The 26,336-nt window shown below is 64.1% G+C and carries 24 protein-coding genes; 10 read left to right on the top strand and 14 right to left on the bottom strand.

Annotation, left to right across the window (positions count from 1 at the left end; translation table 11 throughout):
- Positions 1-91: 91 nt before the first annotated feature.
- The 5 genes from CKW22_RS11265 to CKW22_RS11245 all read right to left on the bottom strand — a co-directional run bounded on the left by CKW22_RS11265 (position 92) and on the right by CKW22_RS11245 (position 4,433).
- Complete coding sequence (locus CKW22_RS11265) at positions 92-1,924, bottom strand: ABC transporter ATP-binding protein (RefSeq protein ID WP_033700706.1); 1,833 nt, start codon at positions 1,922-1,924, stop codon at positions 92-94.
- The gene (locus CKW22_RS11260; RefSeq protein WP_033700707.1) at positions 1,917-2,549 is read right to left on the bottom strand and encodes a DsbA family protein; all 633 of its coding nucleotides are present in this window, start codon (positions 2,547-2,549) and stop codon (positions 1,917-1,919) included. Before CKW22_RS11260 ends, CKW22_RS11265 begins: the two co-directional genes overlap by 8 nt.
- 3 nt (positions 2,550-2,552) lie before the next feature.
- Positions 2,553-3,485 (bottom strand): rhodanese-related sulfurtransferase, encoded by a 933-nt coding sequence (locus CKW22_RS11255; RefSeq protein WP_047581751.1) that lies wholly within the window; start codon positions 3,483-3,485, stop codon positions 2,553-2,555.
- Positions 3,486-3,601: 116 nt separating this feature from the next.
- The gene (locus CKW22_RS11250; protein ID WP_033700710.1) at positions 3,602-3,898 is read right to left on the bottom strand and encodes a BolA family transcriptional regulator; all 297 of its coding nucleotides are present in this window, start codon (positions 3,896-3,898) and stop codon (positions 3,602-3,604) included.
- A 10-nt stretch (positions 3,899-3,908) separates the two neighbouring features.
- Positions 3,909-4,433: a DUF2059 domain-containing protein gene (locus CKW22_RS11245; RefSeq protein WP_033700711.1), complete on the bottom strand. Its 525-nt coding sequence runs from the start codon at positions 4,431-4,433 to the stop codon at positions 3,909-3,911.
- A 154-nt stretch (positions 4,434-4,587) separates the two neighbouring features.
- Between CKW22_RS11245 and CKW22_RS11240 the strand changes: the two genes are divergently transcribed.
- Positions 4,588-5,982 carry a class II fumarate hydratase gene (locus CKW22_RS11240; RefSeq protein ID WP_033700713.1) on the top strand — a complete coding sequence of 465 codons (1,395 nt, stop codon included), beginning with the start codon at positions 4,588-4,590 and terminating at the stop codon, positions 5,980-5,982.
- Between the two features lie 37 nt (positions 5,983-6,019).
- Here the strand turns inward: CKW22_RS11240 and CKW22_RS11235 are convergent, their stop codons facing one another.
- Together CKW22_RS11235 and pap are read right to left on the bottom strand one after the other, a co-directional pair.
- The gene (locus CKW22_RS11235; RefSeq protein ID WP_033700714.1) at positions 6,020-6,985 is read right to left on the bottom strand and encodes a DMT family transporter; all 966 of its coding nucleotides are present in this window, start codon (positions 6,983-6,985) and stop codon (positions 6,020-6,022) included.
- Positions 6,986-7,115: 130 nt separating this feature from the next.
- A complete protein-coding gene (gene pap, locus CKW22_RS11230) occupies positions 7,116-8,609 on the bottom strand; it encodes a polyphosphate:AMP phosphotransferase (RefSeq protein ID WP_047581747.1) in 1,494 nt (497 codons plus the stop codon).
- 121 nt (positions 8,610-8,730) lie between these two features.
- Between pap and mnmC the strand changes: the two genes are divergently transcribed.
- The 5 genes from mnmC to CKW22_RS11205 all read left to right on the top strand — a co-directional run bounded on the left by mnmC (position 8,731) and on the right by CKW22_RS11205 (position 16,077).
- Positions 8,731-10,698 carry a bifunctional tRNA (5-methylaminomethyl-2-thiouridine)(34)-methyltransferase MnmD/FAD-dependent 5-carboxymethylaminomethyl-2-thiouridine(34) oxidoreductase MnmC gene (mnmC, locus tag CKW22_RS11225; RefSeq protein ID WP_095064108.1) on the top strand — a complete coding sequence of 656 codons (1,968 nt, stop codon included), beginning with the start codon at positions 8,731-8,733 and terminating at the stop codon, positions 10,696-10,698.
- A gap of 253 nt (positions 10,699-10,951) precedes the next feature.
- Entirely contained in the window at positions 10,952-12,739 is a 1,788-nt protein-coding gene (locus tag CKW22_RS11220) for an N-acetylglutaminylglutamine amidotransferase (RefSeq protein ID WP_095064107.1), read from the top strand.
- A gap of 3 nt (positions 12,740-12,742) precedes the next feature.
- Positions 12,743-14,488: an N-acetylglutaminylglutamine synthetase gene (ngg, locus tag CKW22_RS11215; protein ID WP_033700719.1), complete on the top strand. Its 1,746-nt coding sequence runs from the start codon at positions 12,743-12,745 to the stop codon at positions 14,486-14,488.
- A gap of 86 nt (positions 14,489-14,574) precedes the next feature.
- Positions 14,575-15,762 (top strand): osmoprotectant NAGGN system M42 family peptidase, encoded by a 1,188-nt coding sequence (locus CKW22_RS11210; protein ID WP_033700721.1) that lies wholly within the window; start codon positions 14,575-14,577, stop codon positions 15,760-15,762.
- Positions 15,763-15,849: 87 nt separating this feature from the next.
- Positions 15,850-16,077 (top strand): YheU family protein, encoded by a 228-nt coding sequence (locus CKW22_RS11205; RefSeq protein ID WP_016501031.1) that lies wholly within the window; start codon positions 15,850-15,852, stop codon positions 16,075-16,077.
- Positions 16,078-16,080: 3 nt separating this feature from the next.
- Here CKW22_RS11205 and csrA read toward each other — a convergent pair whose 3' ends face one another.
- Positions 16,081-16,269, bottom strand: coding sequence for a carbon storage regulator CsrA (csrA, locus tag CKW22_RS11200; protein ID WP_033700722.1), 189 nt, complete (start codon positions 16,267-16,269; stop codon positions 16,081-16,083).
- A gap of 120 nt (positions 16,270-16,389) precedes the next feature.
- Positions 16,390-17,199 carry an SDR family oxidoreductase gene (locus CKW22_RS11195; RefSeq protein WP_033700723.1) on the bottom strand — a complete coding sequence of 270 codons (810 nt, stop codon included), beginning with the start codon at positions 17,197-17,199 and terminating at the stop codon, positions 16,390-16,392.
- Between the two features lie 206 nt (positions 17,200-17,405).
- Between CKW22_RS11195 and CKW22_RS11190 the strand changes: the two genes are divergently transcribed.
- The gene (locus CKW22_RS11190; RefSeq protein WP_012271016.1) at positions 17,406-17,558 is read left to right on the top strand and encodes a DUF3309 family protein; all 153 of its coding nucleotides are present in this window, start codon (positions 17,406-17,408) and stop codon (positions 17,556-17,558) included.
- 67 nt (positions 17,559-17,625) lie between these two features.
- On the opposite strand, the gene CKW22_RS11185 is transcribed toward CKW22_RS11190, so the two are convergent.
- The 3 genes from CKW22_RS11185 to CKW22_RS11175 form a co-directional block, all read right to left on the bottom strand.
- The gene (locus CKW22_RS11185; RefSeq protein ID WP_033700724.1) at positions 17,626-19,290 is read right to left on the bottom strand and encodes a cation acetate symporter; all 1,665 of its coding nucleotides are present in this window, start codon (positions 19,288-19,290) and stop codon (positions 17,626-17,628) included.
- The gene (locus tag CKW22_RS11180; protein ID WP_033700725.1) at positions 19,287-19,598 is read right to left on the bottom strand and encodes a DUF485 domain-containing protein; all 312 of its coding nucleotides are present in this window, start codon (positions 19,596-19,598) and stop codon (positions 19,287-19,289) included. Before CKW22_RS11180 ends, CKW22_RS11185 begins: the two co-directional genes overlap by 4 nt.
- A 162-nt stretch (positions 19,599-19,760) precedes the next feature.
- Positions 19,761-20,621, bottom strand: coding sequence for a glycine betaine ABC transporter substrate-binding protein (locus CKW22_RS11175; protein ID WP_033700726.1), 861 nt, complete (start codon positions 20,619-20,621; stop codon positions 19,761-19,763).
- A 197-nt stretch (positions 20,622-20,818) separates the two neighbouring features.
- Between CKW22_RS11175 and CKW22_RS11170 the strand changes: the two genes are divergently transcribed.
- Entirely contained in the window at positions 20,819-22,387 is a 1,569-nt protein-coding gene (locus CKW22_RS11170) for a beta (1-6) glucans synthase (RefSeq protein WP_095064106.1), read from the top strand.
- A gap of 13 nt (positions 22,388-22,400) precedes the next feature.
- Here the strand turns inward: CKW22_RS11170 and CKW22_RS11165 are convergent, their stop codons facing one another.
- Positions 22,401-22,763 (bottom strand): hypothetical protein, encoded by a 363-nt coding sequence (locus CKW22_RS11165; RefSeq protein WP_033700728.1) that lies wholly within the window; start codon positions 22,761-22,763, stop codon positions 22,401-22,403.
- A gap of 190 nt (positions 22,764-22,953) precedes the next feature.
- Here CKW22_RS11165 and CKW22_RS11160 point away from each other — a divergent pair, with 190 nt between their 5' ends.
- Together CKW22_RS11160 and CKW22_RS11155 are read left to right on the top strand one after the other, a co-directional pair.
- Positions 22,954-24,252 carry a serine/threonine protein kinase gene (locus tag CKW22_RS11160; protein WP_033700729.1) on the top strand — a complete coding sequence of 433 codons (1,299 nt, stop codon included), beginning with the start codon at positions 22,954-22,956 and terminating at the stop codon, positions 24,250-24,252.
- Positions 24,253-24,325: 73 nt separating this feature from the next.
- Positions 24,326-25,069, top strand: coding sequence for a VacJ family lipoprotein (locus CKW22_RS11155; RefSeq protein WP_050506139.1), 744 nt, complete (start codon positions 24,326-24,328; stop codon positions 25,067-25,069).
- A gap of 117 nt (positions 25,070-25,186) precedes the next feature.
- Here the strand turns inward: CKW22_RS11155 and CKW22_RS11150 are convergent, their stop codons facing one another.
- Positions 25,187-26,329 carry a patatin-like phospholipase family protein gene (locus CKW22_RS11150; RefSeq protein WP_033700731.1) on the bottom strand — a complete coding sequence of 381 codons (1,143 nt, stop codon included), beginning with the start codon at positions 26,327-26,329 and terminating at the stop codon, positions 25,187-25,189.
- Positions 26,330-26,336: the final 7 nt, after the last annotated feature.

Below are 26,336 nucleotides of genomic sequence, written 5' to 3'. Positions count from 1 at the left end.
TCAACCCAGACAAGCACAGCGTAGGCCATTTGCCATCTGCGTGGAGGGGATTTTTATGACAGCCTGGCAGCCTATTCAGCCTGTTGGGGGCTCAGGTTTGCTGAAGGTGCCCGTATAGCTTGGCGTACAACCCACCGTCGGCAATCAGTTGCTGATGGTCGCCATCTTCGGCCACATGCCCGCCATCGAACACCAGCACCCGATCAGCCTGCTTCACTGCCGACAGGCGGTGGGCGATGATCAGCGTGGTACGGCCATCGAGGAAACGTGCCAGGGCCTGGTGCAGGTTGTACTCGGTGGCGGCATCCAGCGCCGAGGTGGCTTCGTCGAGGATCACCACCTTGGGTTCGGCCAGCACCATCCGGGCGATGGCCAGCCGTTGCCGCTGCCCCCCGGACAGGCGCACGCCAGAGCGCCCGACCACACTGTCCAGGCCTTGCGGCAAAGCCGCGATGGTGGCGTCGAGCTGGGCAATGCGCAGCGCCTGCCAGCAGGCGTCGTCGCTGCAGTCGCGACCCATGGTCAGGTTGGCGCGTACGCTGTCGTTGAACAACGAAGGGTGCTGCAGCACCACCGCGACGTTTTCGCGCAGGGTCTCCAGGCCGATCTCCTGCAGGCTGGCACCGCCAAAGCGGATGGTCCCCGCCTGGGCGCTGTACAGGCCAAGCAGCAGTTGCACCAAGGTGCTCTTGCCGCCGCCACTGGCCCCCACGATGGCCACCTTCTCGCCCGGGGCAATGGACAGGTCGAGGTGGTCGAGCACTGGCTCCTCGGCATAGGCAAAGCGCAGGTCGCGAACCTCGATGCCCACCGTTTCGCGCCCCGCAAACGGGTCAGTGGCGGCCGGGTACTGCGGCTCGTCGGCACGCGCCAGCAACTCGTTGAGCCGGCTCAGGGCACCGCCAGCGGCATAGTAGGCGTATTGCAGGTTGAGCAGTTGCTCCACCGGGCCGATCATGAACCACAGGTAGCTGAACACGGCCAGCATCTGGCCGATCGACAGGTCGGAAAACAGCACCGTAAGCATCGCCGCAGCGCGGAAGATGTCGATGCCGAACTGGAACAACAAACCACTGGCGCGGCCACTGGCGTCGCTTTTCCATTGCGAGTCCACGGCGTAGTCGCGCACTTCCCGCGCACGCAGGCCAAGCCGACCGAGGAAGTAGCCCTGGCGGTTGCCGGCACGGATCTCCTGGATGGCGTCGAGGGTTTCCGACAGCGCCTGGGTAAAGCGCGCGGTGCTGTCGTTTTCAAGCTTCTTCAGGTGCTTGACCCGTTTGCCCAGCTGCACGGTGAAGTAGATCACCAGGGGGTTGAACAACAGGATCAGCAGCGCCAGCTGCCAGTGCATCCAGATCAGTATCGCCGCCGTACCGGTCAGGGTCAGCATGGCCACCAGGAAGCGGCTGAGGGTCTCGCCGACGAACTTGTCGAGGGTGTCCAGGTCGGTGACCAGGTGAGTGGTCACGGTGCCACTGCCCAGGCTTTCGTATTCCTTGAGGGAAATCCGCTTGAGCCGCTCGATCAGGCGGATGCGCAGGCGGTAGACGATGTCCTTGGCCAACCCGGCGAACAGCTTGGCCTGCACCACGTTGAAGGCCAGGGCCGCCAGGCGCAGGCAAAGCGTCAGCGCCAGCATCAGGCCGATATAGCCAGCGGCCACCTGCCAGTTGGCCGGCAGCACCTGGTTCATCCACTTCAGCGCAGCATCGCCGTTGCCAAGCAGCACTTCGTCCACCAGCAGCGGTAGCAGCAAAGGGATCGGCACGCTGCAACAGGCCGCCAGTACGGCAATCAGATTGGCGGACCAGAGGTTTTTCTTGTGATGCAGGGCCAAGCGGCGGATTTCCGCCCAGCTCAGGCGATCGGCCGCACTGTGAGGCTTCCCAGGCACAGGGTCGGGTGACCCAGGCACATCAAGCACAGGCAGCCTGCTGCAGCCAGCGGCCGAGCAAGGGTTGCAGGCGCTCCAGAGGCTGGTAGCCGTTGGTCAGCAACGCCAGCTGGCCGTTGCGCTCGGCCAGCAGGGTGGGGAAACCGGCAATACCCAGGTCCTGCGCCCAGGTGAAATCAGCGGCTGTGGCCACACGGGTGTCGGCGCGGGCGAAGGCCTCGGCGAACGCCGCACGGTCAAAGCCTGCCTGTTCGGCCAGCTCGACCAGTTGCGGCGCGGTGGTGACGTCGACGCCGGCCGCGTAGAACGAGCCCTGGATCAGCGCCAGCAGTGGCCAGACGCGCTCGGCGTCCAGCTCGCGGGCAGTGACCAGGGCGCGGCAGGCAGGCTCGGTGTCGTAGACGAACCCATCGGGCATGGCGCCCTCGAAACGAAACGGCTGACCGGTGGCTTCGGCCACCGCCTGCCAATGTTCGAGGATGTACTTGCGGGTCGAGGCATCCAGGGCGCTGCCGCCCGTGCGCAGGCCGCCTGGCACCACGCGGGTCGGCACGCCGGCATCACGTGCCTGGGCGATCAGGGCCGCAGCCACCGGCGCGAAGCCCCAGCACCAGGAGCACATCGGGTCCATCACATAAAGCAGGCGTGCAGACATGCATCAGGCCTCGGCTTTGTAGTTGTAACCGATCGGGTGCGGTAGGTTGCGCGCCTTGGCCAGCTCGATCTGCTTCTGCCGGTCGATGGCGCTGCGGCGAGTCTTCTCGCTCAGGCTGTCCCAGCAGTGCGGGCAGCTCACACCTGGCGAGTAGTGCTCGGACGCGCGTTCCTCTGCATTGATCGGATGGCGGCAGGCATGGCACTGGTCATATTCGCCCTCGCTCAGGTCATGACGCACCGTGACGCGGTTGTCGAAGACGAAGCAATCGCCGTCCCACAGGCTTTCTTCCTGAGGCACTTCTTCGAAGTACTTCAGGACGCCACCTTTAAGATGATAGACCGCCTCGAAGCCTTCACCGAGCATGTAGCTGGAGGCTTTTTCGCAACGGATGCCACCGGTGCAGAACATCGCCACCTTCTTGTGCTTGCTCGGGTCGAAGTTGGCCTTGATGTAGTCGGGGAACTCGCGGAAGGTTTCGGTCTTGGGGTCGACGGCGCCCTTGAACGTGCCAATGGCCACTTCGTAGTCGTTGCGGGTATCGATCAGCAGCACTTCAGGATCGCTGATCAGGGCGTTCCAGTCCTTGGGCTCGACGTAGGTCCCCACCTGCTGGTTGGGGTCAACGCCCGGTACGCCGAGGGTGACGATCTCTTTCTTGAGCTTGACCTTGGTGCGGTAGAACGGCTGCTCGTCGCAGTACGATTCCTTGTGGTCGACATCCACCAGGCGCGGGTCACTGCGCAGCCAGGCGAGCAGGCCGTCGATGCCTTCGCGGGTGGCCGACACGGTGCCGTTGATGCCTTCGTTGGCCAGCAGCAGGGTGCCTTTGACGTCATTGTCGAGCATGGCCTTGAGCAGTGGCTCGCGCAGTTCGACGTAGTCTTGCAGGGTGACGAACTTGTACAGCGCCGCGACGACGATCGGTTGTGACATGAAACTGAATCTCCTGGTGGTTGCCCTCGTAAGGGGCGGACCGGGTTGGACAAAAAGCAGGGGGCCGCAAAGCGGCCCCCGGATGGTGCAGATTCTACCAGATCAACAAAAAGGATTCAGTGCCCACCGCCTGCACACACCGGCGAGGCCGGTGCAACACCCACCTTGGCCCACTCCTCGGCAGTGTACGTGTGGATGGCCAGGGCATGAATCTCGCCCATCAGCTCACCCATGGTGGCGTAGACCTTCTGGTGGCGCTTGACGCTGTTCAGCCCGGCAAACTGCTCGCTGACGATCACTGCCTTGTAGTGGGTCTCCTGACCACGACTGTGCATGTGACTTTCATTGAGCACTTCCAGGTGTTGCGGCGCCAGCGTTGCCAGTTGTTGCTCGATGCGGTGCTGCATGCTCATCACGCGTTACTCACTTCTTGGCGGGGACGGCAGCCTTGCCAGCGTTCGGATCAAGCTCTTTGGTCATGTCTTCGAGCAGCTTGTTGACCACCGGCACTGCAGGTTCCAGGCTCTGCTGGGTCAGCTGCGCCGACTGCTGGGTAACCTTTGGCATTTCGCGCAACACTTTCTTGCCCAGCGGCGACTCGTAGAACTTGACCAGGTCCTTGAGCTCGGTCTCGGTGAAGGTCGCGGTGTACAGGTCGACCATTTTCGGCTTCAGCTTGTTCCAGCCGATGGCGTTGTCCAGGGCGGCATTGGCCTTGGCCTGGTAGCTTTCCAGTACCGGCTGCTTCGACGAAGGCGCTTTGGTCTGGGCAAAGCGCTGGGCGAACATCTGTTGGACCTGCATATAGACCGGAGTGCCCAGCTTGTCGGCGTTGGCCAGGGTCAGGAATTTCTCGGCGGCAGCGTTGTGACTGGCGGTGGCAGCGAGTACCTGGCCGCTGGCACAGGCCAGGGCGACGGCGGCACAGAGGACACGGAGACGGGTCATTGCATTTCCTTCAAGAGAGGGAGGCGGGTACCTCAGAGATGAGCATTCTGCGCTGTGGTGGCGATGTGCTCAAGTGGGGACGACGAGCGATGGAACCGCTCTGTCGAATCAGGGCCTAAACTGCGATTTCGAACCACAAAGGAGTGAGCGCAGAATGAGCCGTATCGAGACAGACAGCCTGGGCCCGGTCGAAGTTCCTGAGGACGCCTACTGGGGTGCGCAGACCCAGCGTTCGCTGATCAACTTCGCCATTGGCAAGGAACGCATGCCCCTCGCGGTGCTGCACGCCCTGGCGCTGATCAAGAAGGCTGCAGCACGGGTCAACGATCGCAACGGTGACCTGCCGGCCGAAATCGCCCGGCTGATCGAGCAAGCCGCCGACGAAGTGCTCGACGGCCAGCATGACGATCAGTTCCCGCTGGTGGTCTGGCAGACCGGCAGCGGCACCCAGAGCAACATGAACGTCAACGAAGTCATCGCCGGCCGTGCCAACGAACTGGCCGGCAAGGGCCGCGGCGGCAAGACGCCGGTGCACCCCAACGACCACGTCAACCGCTCGCAGAGTTCCAACGACTGCTTCCCCACGGCCATGCACATTGCCGCAGCCCAGGCGGTGCATGAACAGCTGCTGCCGGCGATCGCCGAGCTGTCGGCAGGGCTGGCCGAGCTGTCGGCGCGCCACCAGAAGCTGGTCAAGACCGGCCGCACGCACATGATGGACGCCACGCCGATCACCTTCGGCCAGGAGGTTTCCGCCTTCGTCGCCCAGCTCGACTATGCCCAGCGCGCCATCCGCGCCACCCTGCCCCCGGTCTGTGAGCTGGCCCAGGGCGGCACGGCCGTGGGAACAGGCCTGAACGCGCCACACGGCTTCGCCGAAGCCATCGCCGCAGAGCTGGCCGCGCTGTCCGGCTTGCCGTTCGTCACCGCGCCCAACAAGTTTGCGGCGCTGGCCGGCCATGAACCGCTGACCAGCCTGGCCGGGGCCTTGAAGACCCTGGCCGTGGCATTGATGAAAATCGCCAACGACCTGCGCCTGCTTGGCTCCGGCCCGCGTGCGGGGCTTGCCGAAGTGCGCCTGCCAGCCAACGAGCCGGGCAGCTCGATCATGCCTGGCAAGGTCAATCCGACCCAGTGCGAGGCGCTGTCGATGCTGGCCTGCCAGGTGCTGGGCAACGACGCGGCGATCGGTTTTGCCGCCAGCCAGGGCCACTTGCAGCTGAACGTGTTCAAACCGGTGATCATCCACAACCTGCTGCAGTCGGTGGAACTGCTGGCCGACGGTTGCCGCAACTTCCAGCAACACTGCGTGGCCGGCATCGAGCCCGACGCCGAGCAGATGGCGGCGCACCTGGAGCGCGGTTTGATGCTGGTGACGGCGCTGAACCCGCATATCGGCTATGACAAGGCAGCGGAGATTGCCAAGAAGGCGTATGGCGAGGGCAAGACCTTGCGCGAGGCGGCACTGGAGTTGAAGTACCTGACCAATGAGCAGTTCGATCAGTGGGTGCGGCCGGAGAACATGCTGGCACCGGGCGGCAAGGGCTGATTCAGCGGCTGCCGCTACTGGCCCTTAGCGGCGCAGGTTATAGATGCACCTGCGCCAGGCGGGCCTTTCTCGCCCGCCAGCCAGCGACCAACGAAGGCCCCAGCGCCACCAACGCCGACCCCAGCACCACCGTCACCGCACCCAGATACCCCAGGGCATTGATGTCCTCGGCATGCACATACGCCGGCCACATCCAGGCCGCAATAGCCACTGCCACAAAAGTCACCAGCGGCGTCAACGCCAACGTCGCACTCACCCGCGAAGCCTCCCAATGCGCCAGGGCTTCGGCGAAGGCACCATAAGCCACCAGGGTATTCAGGCAGCAGGCCAGCAGCAGCCAGCCCTGCAGCGGCGACAGTTGCAACGCTTCCAGCGGATGCACCCAAGGCGTGAGCAGCGCGGCGCAACACAGGTAGATCACCATCATCACCTGCTGTGAGTGCCATACCGTCAGCAGCTGCTTCTGGCTCAGGGCGTAGAACACCCAGATGCTGGTCGCCAGCAAAATGGTCAACACGCCTGTGGTGTATGCGCCAAGCGAGGTCAGCAGTTCTTCCAGGCGCTGGTTGAAGAACAGGCCGAACCCCCCGATCAGAATCAGCAGGCCCACCCCCTGCCCCAGGCTGAACCGCTCCTTGAACACGAACACGCTGGCCACCAGCAACAGTACCGGGCCGACCTGTACAACCAGTTGTGCGGTGCCAGGGCTGAGCAGCTTGAGGCCGATCAGGTACAGCACGTAGTTGCCCATCAGGCCGAGCACGGCCACAGCCACCAGCCCTTTGCCCTTGCGCCCGAGCTTGCCGAACGCTGGCAGCCGGCGATTGGCCCCCAGCCAGGCGAACAACAGCCCACCGGAAACCAGCAGGCGGTACCAGGTGACGGTGACCGGGTCCATCACCAGCAGCACCTGCTTGAGCTTAATCGGCAGGATGCCCCACAGCAGCGCGGTCAGAAGTGCCAGGAACAGGCCATAGACCCTGCGTCCGGAAGTGGTGTGCATAAAGCCCTCGTTCAAGCCCGTGGTGGGGGTGGTTGGATTCTACGGGCTTGACGGGCGGCAGCGGGGCAAACAGCCGTGAAAAGAATTCATCAGGTCATTCCGCCGCGGCATGGCTGAACCCCCACTGGGGCTATTTTTTGTCTTTGGCAAATGCCGCTTCCAGCGCCTCATTGATAGTGCGCAATACCTTCACCCGTGCCCAGCGTTTGTCGTTGGCTTCGACTAGCGTCCACGGTGCGATCTCACTGCTGGTGCGGTCTACCATGTCGCCCACCGCCTCGGTATACAGGTCCCACTTCTCGCGGTTGCGCCAGTCGTCCTCGGTGATCTTGTAGCGCTTGAACGGGATCTGCTCGCGTTCCTCGAAGCGCTCCAGCTGGGTCTGCTGGTCGATCGCCAGCCAGAACTTGACCACCACCACGCCCGCATTCACCAACTGCTCTTCGAAATCATTGATCTCGCTGTAGGCGCGCATCCAGTCGGCCGGGGTGCAGAAACCCTCGACCCGCTCCACCAGCACCCGGCCATACCAGGACCGGTCGAAGATGGTGAACTTGCCCCGCGCCGGTATCTGCCGCCAGAACCGCCACAGGTACGGCTGCGCCCGCTCGTCTTCGCTGGGCGCGGCAATCGGCACGATACGGTACTGGCGTGGGTCCAGCGCGGCTGCCACCCGGCGGATCGCGCCGCCCTTGCCGGCCGCATCGTTACCTTCGAACACCGCCACCAAGGCATGCCGGCGCATGTGTTTGTGGCGCAGCAGGCCGGCCAGGCGCGCCTGCTCGGTCACCAGTTGCTCCTGGTAATCCTGCTTGTCCAGGCGCAGGGTCATGTCCAGGGCGCCGATCAGGCTGCGCTGGTCGATGCTGCGGCCCAACGGCGCGACGTTGCCGTGGTGCTTGCCCTTGGGGTTGTTGGCCAGTGCGGCTTGCAGGCTCTCCAGTAAAATGCGCCCCACCGCCAGGCTGCGATAGTAAGGGTCGACCCCCTCGACCACGTGCCAGGGCGCGTAGTCACGGCTGGTACGGCGCAGTACGCGCTCGCCAAACCGCACGAAGCGGTCGTAGGTCTCGGACTGCTGCCAGTCCAGCGGGCTGATCCGCCAGCTGTGCAGTGGATCGTCCTTGAGCGCCTTGAGGCGGGCTTTCATCTGTTTCTTGGAGAGGTGGAACCAGAACTTGATGATCAGCGCGCCTTCGTCGCACAGCATCTGTTCCAGCCGTTCGGCGCCAGTGATGGCCTGGTCGAGTACCGCGTCCTTGAATACCCCGTGCACACGCCCCTGAAGCATCTGGCTGTACCAGTTGCCAAAGAACACCCCCATCCGCCCCTTCGGTGGCAGCGCCCGCCAGTAGCGCCAAGCCGGTGGCCGGGCCAGTTCCTCGTCGGTCTGCTGGTCGAAGGTGAGCACATCGATCATGCGCGGGTCCATCCACTCGTTGAGCAGCTTGACCGTCTCGCCCTTGCCAGCCCCTTCGATGCCGTTGATCAGCACAATCACCGGGAACCGCGCCTGCTGCTTGAGCTCGTACTGGGCTTCGAGCAGCGCTTCGCGCAGGGCAGGCACTTCGGCGTCGTAGGTTTCCTTGTCGATGCTGTGACCGATTTCGGCGGATTCGAACATGCAGTGGCTCCTTCAATGGATAAACAAGACTAGCGGATTTGTGCTGTGGCTGTGCCGCTGCAACCTGCGCAAAGAGCGTAGATGGCATAAAATCCCGGCATCCGCTGCAACCGAGCCCACCATGTCCACCCTCCTCCAGCATGCCCAGATCGACTGGGACGACCAGGGCCGCCCCCATTCGCGGCAGTACGACGACGTGTACTTCGCGGTCAACGAAGGCATCGAAGAAACCAAACATGTCTTCCTCGGCCAGACGCGCCTGGGCGAACGCTTCGCCGACCTGGCGCCGCACGCCTGCCTGGTGATCGGCGAAACCGGGTTTGGCACCGGCATGAATTTTTTCTGCGCCTGGCAGTTGTTTGACGAACACGCCCATGCCGACGCCCGCCTGCATTTCGTCAGTGTCGAAAAGTACCCGCTCGGCCACGCCGACATGGCCAGGGCAGTACGCCTGTGGCCAGAGCTGGCTGCTTTTACCGAGCCATTGCTTGAGCAGTACGTGGCGGTGCACCCGGGGTTCCAGCAGTTCACCTTCGACAACGGTCGGGTCACCCTGACGCTGTTGATCGGTGATGTGCTCGAACAACTGCCGCAGCTCGATGCACACATCGATGTGTGGTTCCTCGATGGCTTCGCCCCCGCCAAGAACCCCGACATGTGGACCCCTGAACTGTTCGCGCAACTCGCGCGGCTGTCACACGCGGGCACCGTACTGGGCACTTTCACCACCACTGGCTGGGTGCGGCGCAGCCTGGTCGAAGCCGGCTTCGCCATGAAGAAAGTGCCGGGGATCGGCAAGAAGTGGGAGGTGATGAGCGGCGCCTACACTGGGCCGACAGCCACCCGTCAGTACGTGCCCTGGTATGGCCGCCCGCACAGTGTCGAAGGACCGCGCGAAGCCTTGGTGATCGGGGCCGGGCTGGCGGGCAGTGCCACTGCCGCCAGCCTGGCCAGGCGTGGCTGGCAGGTTACGGTACTGGAACGTCACGACGCCCCCGCCCGGGAAGCGTCCGGCAACCCGCAAGGGGTGCTGTACCTCAAGCTGTCCGCCCATGGCACCGCCCTTTCGCAGATGATCCTGGCCGGTTTCGGCTATACCAGGCGCCAGCTCGAAAGCCTGCAGCGTGGCCGCGATTGGGATGCCTGTGGGGTGCTGCAACTGGCGTTCGACAACAAGGAAGCCGAACGCCAGGGCAAGCTGGCCGCAGCCTTCGACCCTGACCTGTTGCGCGCGCTGGGCCGTGAAGAAGCCGAGGCGCTTGCCGGGGTGGCCCTGCCGGCAGGCGGCCTGTTCTACCCGGAAGGCGGCTGGGTACACCCGCCGGCCCTGTGCCTGGCGCAGTTGCAGCACCCCGGGGTTCGGCTGCTGGTGCACCATGAGGCGGTCGCGCTGCGCAAGGTCGATGACCTGTGGCAGGCCTGGGATGGCGAGCGCCTGCTGGCCAGCGCCCCCCTGGTGGTGCTGGCAGGTGCCGCCGATGTACGGCGTTTCGAGCCCTGCGCACAGTTGCCGCTCAAGCGCATCCGCGGGCAGATCACCCGCCTGCCGGCGACCGACGGCAGCCGTGCCCTGCGCACGGTGGTGTGCGCAGACGGCTATGTAGCGCCCCCTCGGGAGGGCGAACATACGCTGGGCGCCAGCTTCGACTTCCACAGTGAAGACTTGGCGCCGACCGTTGCCGAACATACAGGCAACCTGGCATTGCTGGATGAGATCTCCACCGACCTGGCACAGCGACTGGGTATTGCCTCGCTCGACGCCGAGCAGTTGCAGGGCCGTGCAGCGTTCAGGTGCACCAGCCCCGATTACCTGCCGATCGTCGGGCCGATGGCCGACCCGCAGGTGTTCGCCGAAACCTTTGCCGTGCTGGCCAGGGATGCGCGGCAGGTGCCGGAAGTGGACTGCCCCTGGCTCGACGGGCTGTATGTGAACAGTGGGCACGGGTCACGGGGGTTGATCACGGCGCCGCTGTCGGGCGAATTGATTGCTGCATGGGTGTGTGGCGAGCCTTTGCCGGTGCCTCGTGCAGTGGCTGAAGCGTGCCATCCGAACCGGTTTGCGTTGCGCAGGTTGATTCGCGGTAAGTGAAAGGGTTGGGGCATGGCTGGAGATCAGTTGCGCCTGTGAGATCGAGCGCCGCCCGCGCGGCGCTTCGCGGGGCAAGTCGGATCGCCGCGCGGGCGGCGCTCGATCTCACAGGCGCAACACCCCCCAAGCCAAACCCCCAGCACCCCACCCATATAACAGATTGATCTAAAACTCCTGCAAACCTCCCCGGTCAGTTCCTTAAGGCGCCTGCTTCCGGGCGCCGCCTCCCCAACGGAAAAACCGGTAAGGACTTATGTGCGGATTAGCAGGAGAGTTACGTTTTACCCCCATCGACCAAGCCCCACGCCCGGCCGACTTGGCCGCTGTGGAGCGCATCACTCACCACTTGGCGCCTCGCGGCCCGGACGCCTGGGGCTTTCATAGCCAAGGCCCGATCGCCCTCGGCCACCGCCGGCTGAAAATCATGGATTTGTCCGACGGCTCGGCGCAGCCGATGGTCGACAATACCCTGGGCCTGTCGCTGGCCTTCAACGGTGCCATCTACAACTTCCCCGAGCTGCGCCAGGAGCTGCAGGACCTGGGCTACACCTTCTGGTCCGACGGCGACACCGAAGTGCTGCTCAAGGGCTACCACGCCTGGGGCGCAGCCCTGCTGCCCAAGCTCAACGGCATGTTTGCCCTGGCCATCTGGGAGCGTGACAACCAACGCCTGTTCCTGGCCCGCGACCGCCTCGGCGTCAAACCCCTCTACCTGTCGCGCAACGCCGAGCGCCTGCGTTTCGCCTCGACGCTGCCTGCACTGCTGAAGGGCGGCGACATCGACCCGGTCATCGACCCGGTGGCGCTCAACCACTACCTCAACTTCCACGCCGTGGTACCGGCGCCGCGCACCTTGCTGGCCAATGTGCAAAAGCTCGAGCCGGGCACCTGGATGCGCGTCGACCGTCACGGCGAAGTCGAACGCCAGACCTGGTGGCAACTGCAATACGGCGCCCACCCCGACGAGCGTGAGCTCGACCTGGAAGGCTGGACCACCCGCGTGCTCGACGCCACGCGTGATGCCGTGGCGATCCGCCAGCGCGCTGCGGTGGATGTTGGGGTGCTGCTGTCCGGCGGTGTCGACTCCAGCTTGCTGGTCGGCCTGCTGCGCGAGGCCGGCGTAGACGACCTGTCGACCTTCTCCATCGGCTTCGAAGATGCCGGCGGCGAACGCGGCGACGAGTTCCAGTATTCCGACCTGATCGCCCGCCACTACGGCACCCGCCACCACCAGTTGCGCATCGCCGAACACGAGATCATCGACCAGTTGCCGGCCGCGTTCCGCGCCATGAGCGAGCCGATGGTCAGCCATGACTGCATCGCCTTCTACCTGCTGTCGCGCGAAGTGGCCAAGCACTGCAAGGGCGTGCAAAGCGGCCAGGGCGCGGACGAGCTGTTCGCCGGTTACCATTGGTACCCACAAGTCGACGGCGCAGAGGATGCCTTCGGCGCCTACCGCGACGCATTCTTTGACCGCAGCCACGCCGAGTACCGTGACACCGTGCAAGCGCCCTGGCTGCTGGAAAGCGACGCCGCAGGCGATTTTGTCCGCGAACACTTCGCCCGCCCCGGCGCCCGCGACCCGGTAGACAAGGCCCTGCGCCTGGACAGCACGGTGATGCTGGTCGATGACCCGGTCAAACGGGTCGACAACATGACCATGGCCTGGGGCCTGGAAGCCCGTACGCCGTTCCTCGACTACCGCCTGGTGGAGCTGTCGGCACGCATCCCGGCGCGCTTCAAGCTGCCCGATGGCGGCAAGCAGGTGCTCAAACAGGCCGCCCGACGGGTGATCCCGCATGAAGTGATCGACCGCAAGAAGGGTTACTTCCCGGTCCCTGGCCTCAAGCACCTGGAAGGCGCAACGCTGGGTTGGGTGCGCGAGCTGCTGACCGACCCCAGCCAGGACCGTGGGCTGTTCAACCCGGCCATGATCGACCGCTTGCTGAGCAACCCGCACGGCCAGTTGACCCCTTTGCGTGGCTCCAAGCTGTGGCAGCTGGCAGCGCTCAACCTGTGGCTGAGCGAACAAGGAATCTGATCGATGAAAGCCCACGAAATCGCCTACGGCCAGCGCCTGCTGCGCGGCCAGGCACCGTCCTACGAGCGCTTGCAGGCGCGCCTGGCCGGCGATGGCAGCGAGCCCCACGACCAGCCACGTGCCTTGCACTGCGGCTGGGGCCGGCTACTGATCGGCCACACCTACCCGGACCCGGCCAGCTTGGCCGAGGCGCTGCAGGCAGAGCGCCCCGGCGAGCGCGACATCGCCCTGTACGTGGCGGCGCCGCAGCAGCTGCTGGCCCAGGCGCCACAACAGCTGTTTCTCGACCCGTCCGACACCCTGCGCCTGTGGTTCACCGATTACCGCCAGGCGCAACGGGTGTTCCGCGGCTTTCGCATCCGCCGGGCACAGAGTGACGCCGACTGGCAGGCGATCAACGGCCTGTACCAGGCCCGTGGCATGCTGCCGGTGCAGCCCGAACTGCTGACCCCACGCCACCTCGGCGGGCCGGTGTATTGGCTGGCCGAAGACGAAGACACCCACGCGGTTATCGGCAGCGTCATGGGCCTGAACCACAGCAAGGCCTTTGACGACCCCGAGCACGGCAGCAGCCTGTGGTGCCTGGCCGTCGACCCGCACTGCACCCGCCCTGGCGTGGGTGAGGTGCTGGTGCGCCACCTGATCGAGCACTTCATGAGCCGAGGCCTGGCCTACCTGGACCTGTCGGTGCTGCATGACAACCGCCAGGCCAAGCGCCTGTACGACAAGCTCGGCTTTCGCAACCTGCCGACCTTCGCGGTCAAGCGCAAGAACGGCATCAACCAGCAATTGTTCCTCGGCCCAGGCCCTGAAACCGGGCTCAACCCCTATGCGCGGATCATCGTCGACGAGGCCTATCGGCGTGGCATCGAGGTGCAGGTGGACGATGCCGCAGGCGGGCTGTTCACCCTCAGCCTCGGCGGGCGCCGGGTGCGTTGCCGCGAATCGCTGAGCGACCTGACCAGCGCGGTCAGCATGACCCTCTGCCAGGACAAACGGCTGACCCAGCAGACCCTGCACAACGCCGGCCTGCACGTGCCGGTGCAGCAACTGGCCGGCAATGCCGACGACAACCTGGCGTTTCTCGACGAGCACGGCGCTGTGGTGGTCAAGCCGGTGGATGGCGAACAAGGCCAGGGCGTGGCGGTCAACCTGACCACCTATGACGACGTCAGCCAGGCCATCGAACATGCCCGGCGTTTCGACAGTCGCGTGCTGCTGGAAAGCTTCCACCCCGGCCAGGACCTGCGCATCCTGGTAATCGGTCACGAAGTGGTAGCGGCCGCCATTCGCCACCCGGCCCAGGTGATAGGTGACGGCAAGCACAGCATCAAGGCGCTGATCGAAGTCCAGAGCCGCCGCCGGCAAGCCGCGACCAGTGGCGAAAGCCGCATACCGCTGGACGATGAGACCGAACGCACCGTACGTGCCGCCGGCCTCGACTATGGCAGCGTGCTGCCTGCCGGCCAGCGCCTGGCCGTGCGCCGTACCGCCAACCTGCACACCGGCGGCACGCTGGAGGACGTGACCGAGCGCTTGCACCCGGTGCTGGCGGATGCCGCCGTGCGGGCTGCACGGGCGCTGGATATTCCAGTGGTGGGCATGGACCTGATGGTGCGTGATGCCGAACACCCGGATTACGTGATCATCGAAGCCAACGAGCGGGCCGGGTTGGCCAACCATGAACCGCAGCCAACAGCCGAGCGCTTTGTCGACCTGCTGTTCCCGCATAGCCGGGCGTTGGCGTGAATCAATGACGGCCTCTTCTCGGGGCAAGCCCGCGCCCACAGGTTATCGCTGCGGTGAGCCTGCGAAAAGGCCGGTAAGGAGTGCATATGTCTGAACATCACCACCCCGAACCCGATCTGGACTACCTCAAACGCGTCCTGCTGGAGATGCTCGCCATCCCCAGCCCCACCGGCTTCACCGACACCATCGTGCGCTACGTAGCCGAACGCCTGGACGAACTGGGCATCCCCTTCGAGCTGACCCGCCGTGGCACCATCCGCGCCACCCTCAAAGGCCGGCAAAGCTCGCCCGACCGGGCCGTGTCCGCCCACCTGGACACCATCGGTGCCAGCGTGCGGCAGGTGCAGGATAACGGCCGCCTGGCCCTGGCCCCGGTTGGCTGCTGGTCGAGCCGTTTTGCCGAGGGCAGCCGGGTCAGTGTGTTCACCGACACTGGCGTGTTCCGCGGCAGCGTGTTGCCGCTGATGGCCAGCGGGCATGCCTTCAACACCGCCATCGACCAGATGCCCGTGAGCTGGGACCACGTCGAAGTGCGCCTGGACGCCTATTGCGCCACCCGCGCCGACTGTGAAGCCCTGGGGGTATCGATTGGCGACTTCGTGGCGTTCGACCCCTTGCCCGAGTTCACCGACAGCGGCCACATCAGTGCCCGTCACCTGGACGACAAGGCCGGGGTAGCCGCCTTGCTGGCGGCGCTCAAGGCGGTGGTGGAAAGTGGCCAGCAGCCGCTGATCGACTGCCACCCGCTGTTCACCATCACCGAAGAAACCGGCTCTGGCGCGGCAGGCGCCCTGCCCTGGGACGTCAGCGAATTCGTCGGTATCGACATTGCCCCGGTAGCGCCAGGGCAGGCCTCCAGCGAGCATGCGGTGAGCGTGGCCATGCAGGATTCTTCAGGGCCTTACGACTACCACCTGTCCCGCCACCTGCTGAAACTGGCGGGCGACCATGAGCTGCCGGTCAGGCGTGACCTGTTCCGCTACTACTTCAGCGATGCCCACTCGGCGGTAACGGCAGGGCATGACATCCGTACCGCGCTGGTGGCGTTCGGTTGCGATGCCACCCACGGTTATGAGCGCACCCACATCGACAGCCTGGCGGCGCTCAGCCGGTTGTTGTCAGCGTACCTGTTGAGCCCACCGGTATTCGCCAGCGACTCGCAGCCGGCCAATGCCTCGCTCGAACGCTTCAGCCACCAGCTGGAGCACGATGCGCAGATGGAGAGCGATACCCGGGTGCCGGCGGTGGACAGCCTGGTTGGTAATAAAGGCTGAGCCCCTGGGGCCGCACAGCGGCCCCAAACCCTCGAACTTTTCGCGTAGCATGCCCACACACTTAATTCCCCAGAATCGCCCCTGCCCATGCTGATCCCCTACGACCAACTGCAAGCCGAAACCCTGACCCTGCTGATCGAGGACTTCGTCACCCGCGATGGCACCGACAATGGCGACGATACCCCCCTGGAAACCCGCGTGCTGCGCGTGCGCCAGGCGTTGGCCAAGGGCCAGGCGTTCATCCTGTTCGACCCGGAAAGCCAGCAATGCCAGTTACTGGCCAAACACGATGTGCCACGCGAACTGCTGGACTGACCTTCAGGCAATACGAGCCTTGCGCGCCTCACCCTCCTTGATGCGCTTGTACACTTCAGCGCGGTGCACTGGCACCTCGCGCGGCGCACTGATCCCGAAACGCACCATCCCGTCTCGCGTCTCCACCACCATGATGCGGATGTCATCGCCGATAGTGATGACCTCGCCCACTTCGCGCCCTATTACCAGCATGATCCGATCCTCCTGCGACAGGGAAAACCGGAGCCTGCCTCGGGTACAGATGGCTACACAATGGCTCCAGGGCAATTCAGAACAAACCTACATTCATAGGTAAAACCCCCTACAGACAGATCATCGCGCCGGGGCTTTGGCGCGCATTTTCACCGCCACTTCGGCCATCTCGTCATACAGTCGCGCGGGCGCCTCGCACTTGAGCTGCCAGGCTTGACGTCCAGCCTCGTGCGGCAGGATCAGGAACTCGCCGGCGGCGACTTGCCGGTGGATATACGCGGCAATATCGACCGCGCTGATCGGTGAGCCTTCCAGCAATTTGCCGACCTGGGCTTTCATGGCCGGGTTCGGGCCACGGAACGAATCGAGCAGGTTGGTCTGGAAGAACGACGGGCACACCACGTGCACCGCCACCTGCAACTGGCGCAACTCGACCAGTAGGCTCTCCGACAACGCCAGCACGCCAGCCTTGGCCACGTTGTAGTTGCTCATGCCCGGGCCCTGCATCAGCGCGGCCATCGAGGCGATGTTGATGATTCGGCCCTTGCTGCGCTCCAGCAACGGCAGGAATGCCTTGCAGCCCTTGACCACGCCCATCAGGTTGACCGCGATCTGCCAGTCCCAGTCCTCCAGCGACAGCTCCGCGAAAAAGCCGCCCGAGGCGACGCCGGCATTGTTGACGATCACATCGATGCCGCCAAAGCGCTCTTCGCACGCCTGGGCCAGGGCGGTGAGCTGGCTGTAGTCGCGCACATCACAGCGCTGCACGAAGCCCTCGCCACCGGCCTCACGGGCCAGCTCCAGTGTTTCGCGCAGGCCTGCCTCATTGACGTCGGCCAACGCCAGGCGCCAGCCCTCGTGTGCCCAGCGCAGGGCGATCTCGCGACCCAGGCCGGACCCGGCGCCGGTAATCATGATGCGGTTTTGCATGGTGGCAGGCCTTGTTCTGATGGGTTGTCAGGCGAGTCTAATCAAGGCATTGGCATCAGGCAGGATCCATCAGGGTAGTGAATGGGCGGGCATGACCAAGCGGTCAGTACCGAGCAAATGGAATCTTTCACAAGCGGCACCGGTCCGAATTAACAAGAGGCCAGCAGTCCGAGGCCCTTGACCCCTAACCACGCAAGGACTCCGCCATGACCACGATCCTCATCATCATCCTGATCCTGCTGCTGATCGGTGGCTTACCCGTCTTCCCACACTCACGCAGCTGGGGCTACGGCCCATCCGGCATCGTCGGCGTAGTGCTGGTGATTCTGCTGGTGCTGTTGTTGTTAGGCATGATCTAGCCGGCCATGAATGAAAAAACCGCGATACGGGCATCACCCGTATCGCGGTTTTTTATGACCTCAACGATCAGTGCGAGACAGCACCGGAAGCGCCCAGGCCAGTCTGCGAACGCACGAACTGCGGGAAGAACAGCGCACGTTCGTTTTCAGCTGCCTTGGACTTGTCGGTGACCGAGAAGAACCAGATACCAACGAAGGCAATCAGCATCGAGAACAGCGCCGGGTACTCGTACGGGTAGATCGCCTTCTCGTGGCCGAGGATCTGCACCCAGATGGTCGGGCCAAGCACCATCAGGCCCACTGCACTCACCAGGCCCAGCCAGCCACCGATCATGGCGCCGCGGGTGGTCAGTTTCTTCCAGTACATCGAAAGCAGCAGTACCGGGAAGTTGCAGCTGGCGGCAATCGAGAACGCCAGGCCGACCATGAAGGCGATGTTCTGCTTCTCGAACAGGATACCCAGGCCGATCGCCAGCACGCCCAGGGCGATGGTGGTGATCTTCGACACGCGGATCTCGTCCTTGTCGTTGGCCTTGCCCTTGCGCCATACGCTGGCGTACAGGTCATGGGACACCGCCGAGGCACCGGCCAGGGTCAGGCCCGCTACCACCGCCAGGATGGTGGCAAAGGCCACCGCCGAGATGAAGCCGAGGAACACGCTGCCACCCACGGCATTGGCCAGGTGCACCGCTGCCATGTTGTTGCCACCCAGCAGGGCGCCTGCGGCGTCCTTGAAGTCCGGGTTGGTGCTGACCAGCAAGATCGCGCCGAAGCCGATGATGAAGGTGAGGATGTAGAAGTAGCCGATGAAGCCTGTGGCGTAGAGCACGCTCTTGCGCGCTTCCTTGGCGTCGCTGACGGTGAAGAAGCGCATCAGGATATGCGGCAGGCCGGCGGTACCGAACATCAGCGCAAGGCCCAGGGAGAACGCCGAGATCGGGTCCTTGACCAGGCCGCCAGGGCTCATGATCGCCTCACCTTTGGCGTGCACCTTGATCGCTTCGGAGAACAGGGTGTTGAAGTCGAAGTTGACGTGCTTCATCACCATCAGCGCCATGAAGCTGGCACCGGACAGCAGCAGCACGGCCTTGATGATCTGTACCCAGGTGGTGGCCAGCATGCCGCCGAACAGTACGTACAGGCACATCAGGATGCCAACCAGGATCACCGCCACGTGGTAGTCGAGGCCGAACAGCAGCTCGATCAGCTTGCCGGCGCCGACCATCTGCGCGATCAGGTAGAACGCCACCACCACCAGCGAGCCGGAGGCCGACAAGGTACGGATTTCCTTCTGCCCGAGGCGGTACGAGGCCACGTCGGCGAAGGTGTACTTGCCCAGGTTGCGCAGGCGTTCGGCGATCAGGAAGAGGATGATCGGCCAGCCGACCAGGAAGCCGATCGAGTAGATCAGGCCGTCGTAGCCAGAAGTGAACACCAGGGCGGAAATACCCAGGAACGAGGCCGCCGACATGTAGTCACCGGCAATCGCCAGGCCGTTCTGGAAACCGGTGATCTTGCCACCGGCAGCATAGTAGTCCGCCGCCGACTTGTTGCGCTTGGAGGCCCAGTAGGTGATGCCAAGGGTAAAGGCGACGAAGGCCACGAACATGGCGATCGCGGAAACGTTCAGCGGCTGTTTCTGCACCTCGCCGGTCAGGGCATCGGCGGCCCACACGGCGGGTGCGAAAACGCCGCAGGCCAGAACGGCCAGGGCTTTGGCGTGGCGAATCATTGTTGCGCCTCCTTCAGGATAGCCTTGTTCAGCTCATCGAACTCGCCGTTGGCGCGGCGTACGTAGATGGCGGTCAGCACGAATGCCGAAAGGATCAGGCCGACGCCCAGGGGAATGCCCCAGGTAATCGACGACTCAGGGCTGAGCTTGGCGCCCAGAATCTGAGGACCATAGGCGATCAGGAGGATGAAGGCGCAGTAGAGTCCGAGCATGATCGCCGAGAGAATCCAGGCGAACCGTTCGCGTTTGGTGACCAGCTCCTTGAAGCGCGGGCTGTTTTGTATCGAGAGGTAAATGCTGTCGTTCATTGTTTTTGTCCTAGCAGCACAGATCAGGGAGAACCCACCTTCACTTTATGCTGCCGTTGGACGCCAACCAGACGACCTTAGTCTTAGATGCAACAGTGTTTTGCGATATGTGTAACAAAGCTTGGGGCCGCGCAGCGGCCCCAAGATCACCAATCCTAGCGCTTACTTACCGGTCCACTCCTTGACCCGATCCGGGTGCTTGGCCACCCAATCCTTGGCTGCCGCTTCAGGCTTGGCACCTTCCTGAATCGCCAGCATCACCTCGCCGATCTCGTCCTTGGACTGCCAGCTGAACTTCTTGAGGAACTCGGCCACTTCCGGCGCCTTGGTCGCCAGTTCTTTGCTACCGATGCTATTGACGGTTTCAGCAGCGCCATAAACACCCTTCGGGTCTTCCAGGAACTTGAGCTTCCACTTGGCGAACATCCAGTGCGGCACCCAACCGGTCACTGCAATCGACTGCTGCTTGGAGTAGGCACGGCCCAGTTCAGCCGTCATCGCAGCGCCAGAGCTTGCCTGCAGCTTGTAACCCGTCAGGTCGTAGTCCTTGATGGCTTGGTCGGTCTTGATCATCACGCCGGAGCCGGCGTCGATGCCGACAATCTTCTGCTTGAAGCTTTCGTCGGTCTTGAGGTCGGCGATACTCTTCGCCTTCACGTACTCAGGGACGATCAGGCCGATCTTGGCATCCTTGAAGTTGGCACCGTAGTCGACCACGTTGTCCTTGTTCTTGGCCCAGTACTCGCCGTGGGTCACCGGCAGCCAGGCCGACAACATCGCATCGAGCTTGCCGGTCGCCACGCCCTGCCACATGATGCCAGTGGCCACGGCCTGCAACTTCACGTCGTAGCCAAGTTGCTGCTTGATCACTACGGCGGCAACGTTGGTGGTCGCCACGCTGTCGGCCCAACCATCCACGTAACCGATGCTTACTTCTTTAGCCATTGCCTGCGCAGCGCTCATGGCCAATACCAGGGCGGTGCCCGCCCCCAGGAAACGTCGCACTGTCTTCAAAGTCGCCATCAAAGCATCCCCTCGTCAGGTCTCGGAGATTGCATCATCTTCCTGCAACAAAGAGCAACCTGCTCCGTGTACGACATCCAACCGCCCCATATGCGACAGCACTATGCCATTAGCGCCATTGACTCACGCCAGCCTGCGCGATCCTTGCATGCCAAAGGTTTGGCGCCGGGCTACTATCTACCCTTTTGCGCCTGACGATGGACCGCCCGATGCCCAGCCCTACCCGCCTGCACCTGCCGCTCTACCTGTTTGCCTGCCTGCTTGCCCTGATCGGGCTGGGGGCGCTCTGGTACGGGCTTGGCAAGCCGGTACAGCTGCCCGATGCGGCCAGCCCCACGCATAAACTGCAGTGTGCTTCGTACACACCGTTCGACAAGGATCAGTCGCCCTTCGACCAGCCGTTTCGCCTTCGTCCGGCGCGCATGGACGCCGACCTGGCCTTGCTGGCCGAGCGTTTCCAGTGCATCCGCACGTACTCGATGACCGGCCTTGAGGCAATCCCGCTGCTGGCGCGCAAACATGGCCTGAAAGTGATGCTCGGCGCCTGGGTCAACGCCAACCCGGTGGACACCGAAAAGGAAGTGGACCTGCTGATCGCCACGGCCAACGCCTACCCTGACGTGGTCAGCGCGGTGATCGTCGGCAACGAGGCGCTGCTGCGCAAGGAGGTCACCGGCCCGCGCCTGGCCGAGTTGATCGCCAAAGTGAAGCGCCAGGTCACGGTACCGGTGACCTATGCCGATGTCTGGGAATTCTGGCTGCAGCATCCGCAGGTGGCCCCTGCCGTGGACTTTCTGACCATTCACCTGCTGCCCTACTGGGAAGACGACCCGCGCGGCATCGACGATGCCCTGGCCCATGTCGCCGAGGTGCGCCGTGTATTCGGCACGCGCTTTGCGCCCAAGGGCATCCTAATCGGCGAGACCGGCTGGCCCAGTGAAGGCCGCCAGCGCGAAACCGCAGTGCCCAGCCGGGTCAACGAGGCGCGCTTCATCCGCGGCTTCGTCAGCCTGGCCGAACAGCATGGCTGGCAGTACAACCTGATCGAGGCCTTCGACCAACCGTGGAAGCGTGCCAGCGAAGGCGCCGTGGGCGGCTATTGGGGGCTTTACGATGCCGACCGGCAGGACAAGGGCGTGCTCGAAGGGCCGGTCAGCAACCTGCCCTACTGGCCGCAGTGGCTGGCGGCCAGTACGGCGTTGATGCTGGCCGTGCTGCTGCTGGCCGGGCGCCCCGCGACAACCGCTGGGGCCGTGCTGTTGCCGTTGTTGGCAGCGTTTGGCGCGAGTTGCCTGGGGTTGTGGGGCGAGCTGATGCGCAGCCATGCGCGCTTTGCCGGGGAATGGCTGTGGGCCGCGCTGCTGGTGGGGCTCAACCTGCTGGTGCTGGCCCATGCGGCATTGGCGTTGGTGCGTGCTGAAGGGTGGCGTGCGCGCCTGTTCGCCTGGTTCGAGGCCCGTGCGGGCTGGCTGTTGCTCGCCGCAGGCTTTGCGGCGGCGGTGAGCATGCTGGCGCTGGTATTCGACCCGCGTTATCGCAGTTTCCCCAGCGCTGCATTGGCATTGCCGGCGGTGGTTTACCTGCTGCGGCCGGTGCTGGCGCGGCGGGCCGAGGCCGCGTTGCTGGCGTTTATCGTAGGGGCGGGGGTGGCGCTGCAGTTGTACCTCGAAGGCCTGCAGAACCAGCAGGCCTGGGGCTGGGCGGTAGTGAGCGTGCTGATGACAGCGGCCTTGTGGCGCAGTTTGCGACTGCGCAGGGCCGAGTGACCACAACGCCCCGTCAGCGGGGTTGCCGCACCAGCCGCAACCCCGCCAGCACCACGGCAAACACCGCAATGCTCGCGGTATACAGCACCAGCGCCGGGATCGCGAACACCAGCGCAGCGCCTGCCAGCCACCTGCCGGCCCGCCCGGCGACCACCTGCGCGATCAGCGCCAGGCCGAGCCCACTCCAGGCGATTACCTGAAAATGGATGCCCAGCCCTAGCAGCGAACGCACCTGGCACTGCCAGAACGCACCGGGCGCGGCACACAGCCCCACCCACTGCGCATCTTCCATCAGCCCATAACGTACGCCATAGCTGGCGGCCAGCCACAACGGCAGGAACAGCAGCAGGGCAACGATCGGCAACGAACGAGACATCCAGTTCTCCAATAGCAGTAATCGAAATCGTGCATGATCGCCCAAGCCCTGTTGTAAGGCAAAATCACCATCCTGCAGCTATGTTGCAGATAACGAGCACACCAAAGGCCACCGCACTTGGCAACTTTGCCCATGCCGCCGTGGTCCTAGCCTGCACATTGCACCACCTTGCGTCTTTTTGGGGGATTACATGCTTCGAACTTTGCGCCTCGCTGCCTTGCTCGGCGGCCTGCTCATGGCTGCGGCCGCTTCGGCGCGGGACATCGACGCCGCGAGCTATGGCTACCCCTTGACCAACCCGTTCGAGGCAACCATCGCCACCACGCCGCCCGAGCAACGCCCGACCTTGCCCAGCGACGATGAAATCGACCAGGCCGACTACAGCCTCAACCTGCGCCCCGAGCGTGAATTCACCTTGCCCGACAACTTCTGGTCGGTGAAAAAACTCAAGTACCGCCTGGCCCGTCAAGACCGCGAAGCACCGCTGATCTTCGTCATCGCCGGCACCGGTGCGCCCTATTCGAGCAGCATCAACGAATACCTGAAAAAACTGTTCTACCAGGCCGGCTTCCACGTGGTGCAACTGTCCTCGCCCACCAGCTACGACTTCATGAGTGCGGCCTCGCGCTTCGCCACCCCCGGTATCAGCCAGGAAGACGCCGAAGACATGTACCGGGTCATGCAGGCCGTGCGGGCCCAGCATCCGCGCCTGCCGGTCAGCGACTTCTACCTCACCGGCTACAGCCTCGGTGCCCTGGACGCGGCGTTCGTCAGCCACCTGGACGAAACCCGGCGCAGCTTCAACTTCAAGCGCGTGCTGCTGCTCAACCCGCCGGTCAACCTGTACACCTCGATCAACAACCTCGACAAACTGGTGCAGACCCAGGTCAAGGGCATCGACCGCAGCACCACCTTCTACGAACTGATGCTGACCAAGCTGACCCGTTACTTCCAGGACAAAGGCTACATCGACCTCAACGAGGCCCTGCTATACGACTTCCAGCAGTCACGCCAGCACCTGTCCAACGAGCAGATGGCGATGCTGATCGGCACTTCGTTCCGTTTTTCGGCAGCGGACATCGCCTTTACCTCCGACCTGATCAACCGCCGCGGCCTGATCATTCCGCCGAAGTTTCCGATCACCGAGGGCAGTAGCCTTACGCCGTTCTTCAAACGTGCCCTGCAGTGCGATTTCGACTGCTACATGACCGAGCAGGTGATCCCCATGTGGCGCGCCCGCACCGACGGCAACAGCATCCTGCAGCTGGTCAACCAGGTCAGCCTGTACGCGCTGGAAGACTACTTGCGCGACAGCCCGAAGATTGCCGTGATGCACAACGCCGACGACGTCATCCTCGGCCCCGGCGATATCGGCTTCTTGCGCAAGGTGTTCGGCGACCGCCTGACCCTTTACCCCCATGGCGGCCATTGCGGCAACCTCAACTACCGCGTCAACAGCGACGCCATGCTGGAGTTCTTCCGTGGTTAACAAACTCCTCTTCGCCACTGCCCTGCTTGTCGCCGGCAACGCCCTGGCCGCAGAGACGGCACCGCGGGCCAGCGTGATCGAGGCCGACCCGCAGATTACCGGCGCCTCGCTGGCACCTGAATCCGATGGTTTTATCGACCCGCTGCGCGAGCTCAAATTCAACCCCGGGCTCGACCAGCGCGAGTTCGAGCGCTCCACGCTGGAGGCGCTGAACGTCTACGACCCGCTGGAGTCGATGAACCGGCGCATCTATCACTTCAACTATCGCCTCGACCAATGGGTGCTGCTGCCGGTAGTGAGCGGCTATCAATACGTCACCCCGCGCTTCGTGCGCACCGGGGTGAGCAACTTCTTCAACAACCTGGGCGATGTGCCGAACCTGTTCAACAGCGTGCTGCAACTCAAGGCCAAGCGTTCGGCCGAAATTACCGCACGGCTGATGTTCAACACCCTGATCGGGGTGGGTGGGCTGTGGGACCCGGCGACCAAGATGGGCTTGCCCCGCCAGAGTGAAGACTTCGGCCAGACGCTGGGCTTTTATGGCGTGCCGGACGGGCCGTTCCTGATGCTGCCGGTGCTGGGCCCTTCGAACCTGCGCGATACCACCGGGCTGGTGGTGGACTATGCCGGCGAGCAGGCGGTGAATTACCTGAACGTGGCCGAGGCCAGCACCGACCACCCGGAAATCTTTGCCCTGCGCGTGGTAGACAAGCGTTACACCACCAACTTCCGCTATGGGCAGCTCAACTCGCCGTTCGAGTATGAGAAGGTTCGGTATGTGTATACCCAGGCGCGCAAGTTGCAAATTGCCGAGTAAGTAGTTGTCGGCCCCTTCGCGGGGCAAGCCCGCTCCCACAGGATCTTCACTCCCTTGGGGTTGTATCCAAACCTGTGGAAGCGGGCTTGCCCCACGAAGAGGCCAGCACTGCCTCCATCAAATCCCCAGAAACTGCTCCAGCTCCCGCCGCTTGACCAAGGCATCGCGCCGCCCCAGCTCGATCAGCTCACTGCAGTAACTGGCCTCGAACAGCAGGTAGCTCAACACCCCCGCACCGCTGGTACGCGTCGCCCCCGGCCCACGCAGGAACAGCCGCAACGGCGCTGGCAGTTCACGCCGGTGGCGTGCCGCGATTTCGTCCAGCGGCTGGCTGGGCGCTACCACCAGGACCTCCACCGGTGCCAGCCCCAGGCGCCGTGCATCGAGGTGGGCAGGCAGCAGGTGGCTCAGGTGATTGAGGCGCTGGAGCAGTTCGATGTCGTCTTCCAGGCTGTCGATGAAGGTGCTGTTGAGCATGTGCCCGCCAATCTGCGCCAGGCTCGGTTGCTGCCCCCTGAACACGCGCTGGGTAGGCAGCGGCGGCGACGGCCGCTGCGGGTTGCCGCTGACCCCGACCACCAGCACCCGGCTGGCCCCCAAGTGCAAGGCCGGGCTGATTGGCGCCGACTGACGAACCGCGCCATCACCGTAATACTCATCCCCCAGCCTGACCGGCGCGAACAACAGCGGGATCGCCGCACTGGCTAGCAGGTGATCGATGCTCAACGCTGTCGGTACGCCGATACGCCGGTGGCGCAACCAGGCATCAATGGTGCCCCGCCCTTGGTAGAAGGTCACCGCCTGGCCGGACTCGTAGCCGAATGCAGTCACCGCGACGGCGCGTAGCTGTTCGCTGGCCAGGGCATGGCCGATGCCGTCCAGGTTCAGCTGCGCCTGCAACAGGGCACGCAGTGGGCTGCTGTCGAGCAGCGCCACCGGCGCCTGGCCGCCCAGGCCCAGCAGGCTGTGGCCGACGAAGCGGCTGGCCTGGCGGACCACCCCCGGCCAGTCGCTGCGCAGCACCCGATGGCTGCGCAAGTTCTGCCAGAACGCGGTGAGGTTTTGCACGGTGTCGGTAAAGCGGGTGGCGCCGCTGGCCAGGGTGACCGCATTGATGGCGCCGGCCGAAGTGCCGACGATGACCGGGAAGGGATTGGGCGCGCCGGGTGGCAGCAGTTCGGCGATGCCGGCCAGTACGCCGACCTGATAGGCGGCGCGGGCGCCGCCGCCTGAGAGGATCAGGCCGGTGGTTGGGGACATCGATGCC

It is taken from the genome of Pseudomonas sp. Irchel s3f19 (assembly GCF_900187555.1).
GTDB lineage: Bacteria > Pseudomonadota > Gammaproteobacteria > Pseudomonadales > Pseudomonadaceae > Aquipseudomonas > Aquipseudomonas capeferrum.
This window is presented reverse-complemented; position numbering and strand designations above follow the sequence as displayed.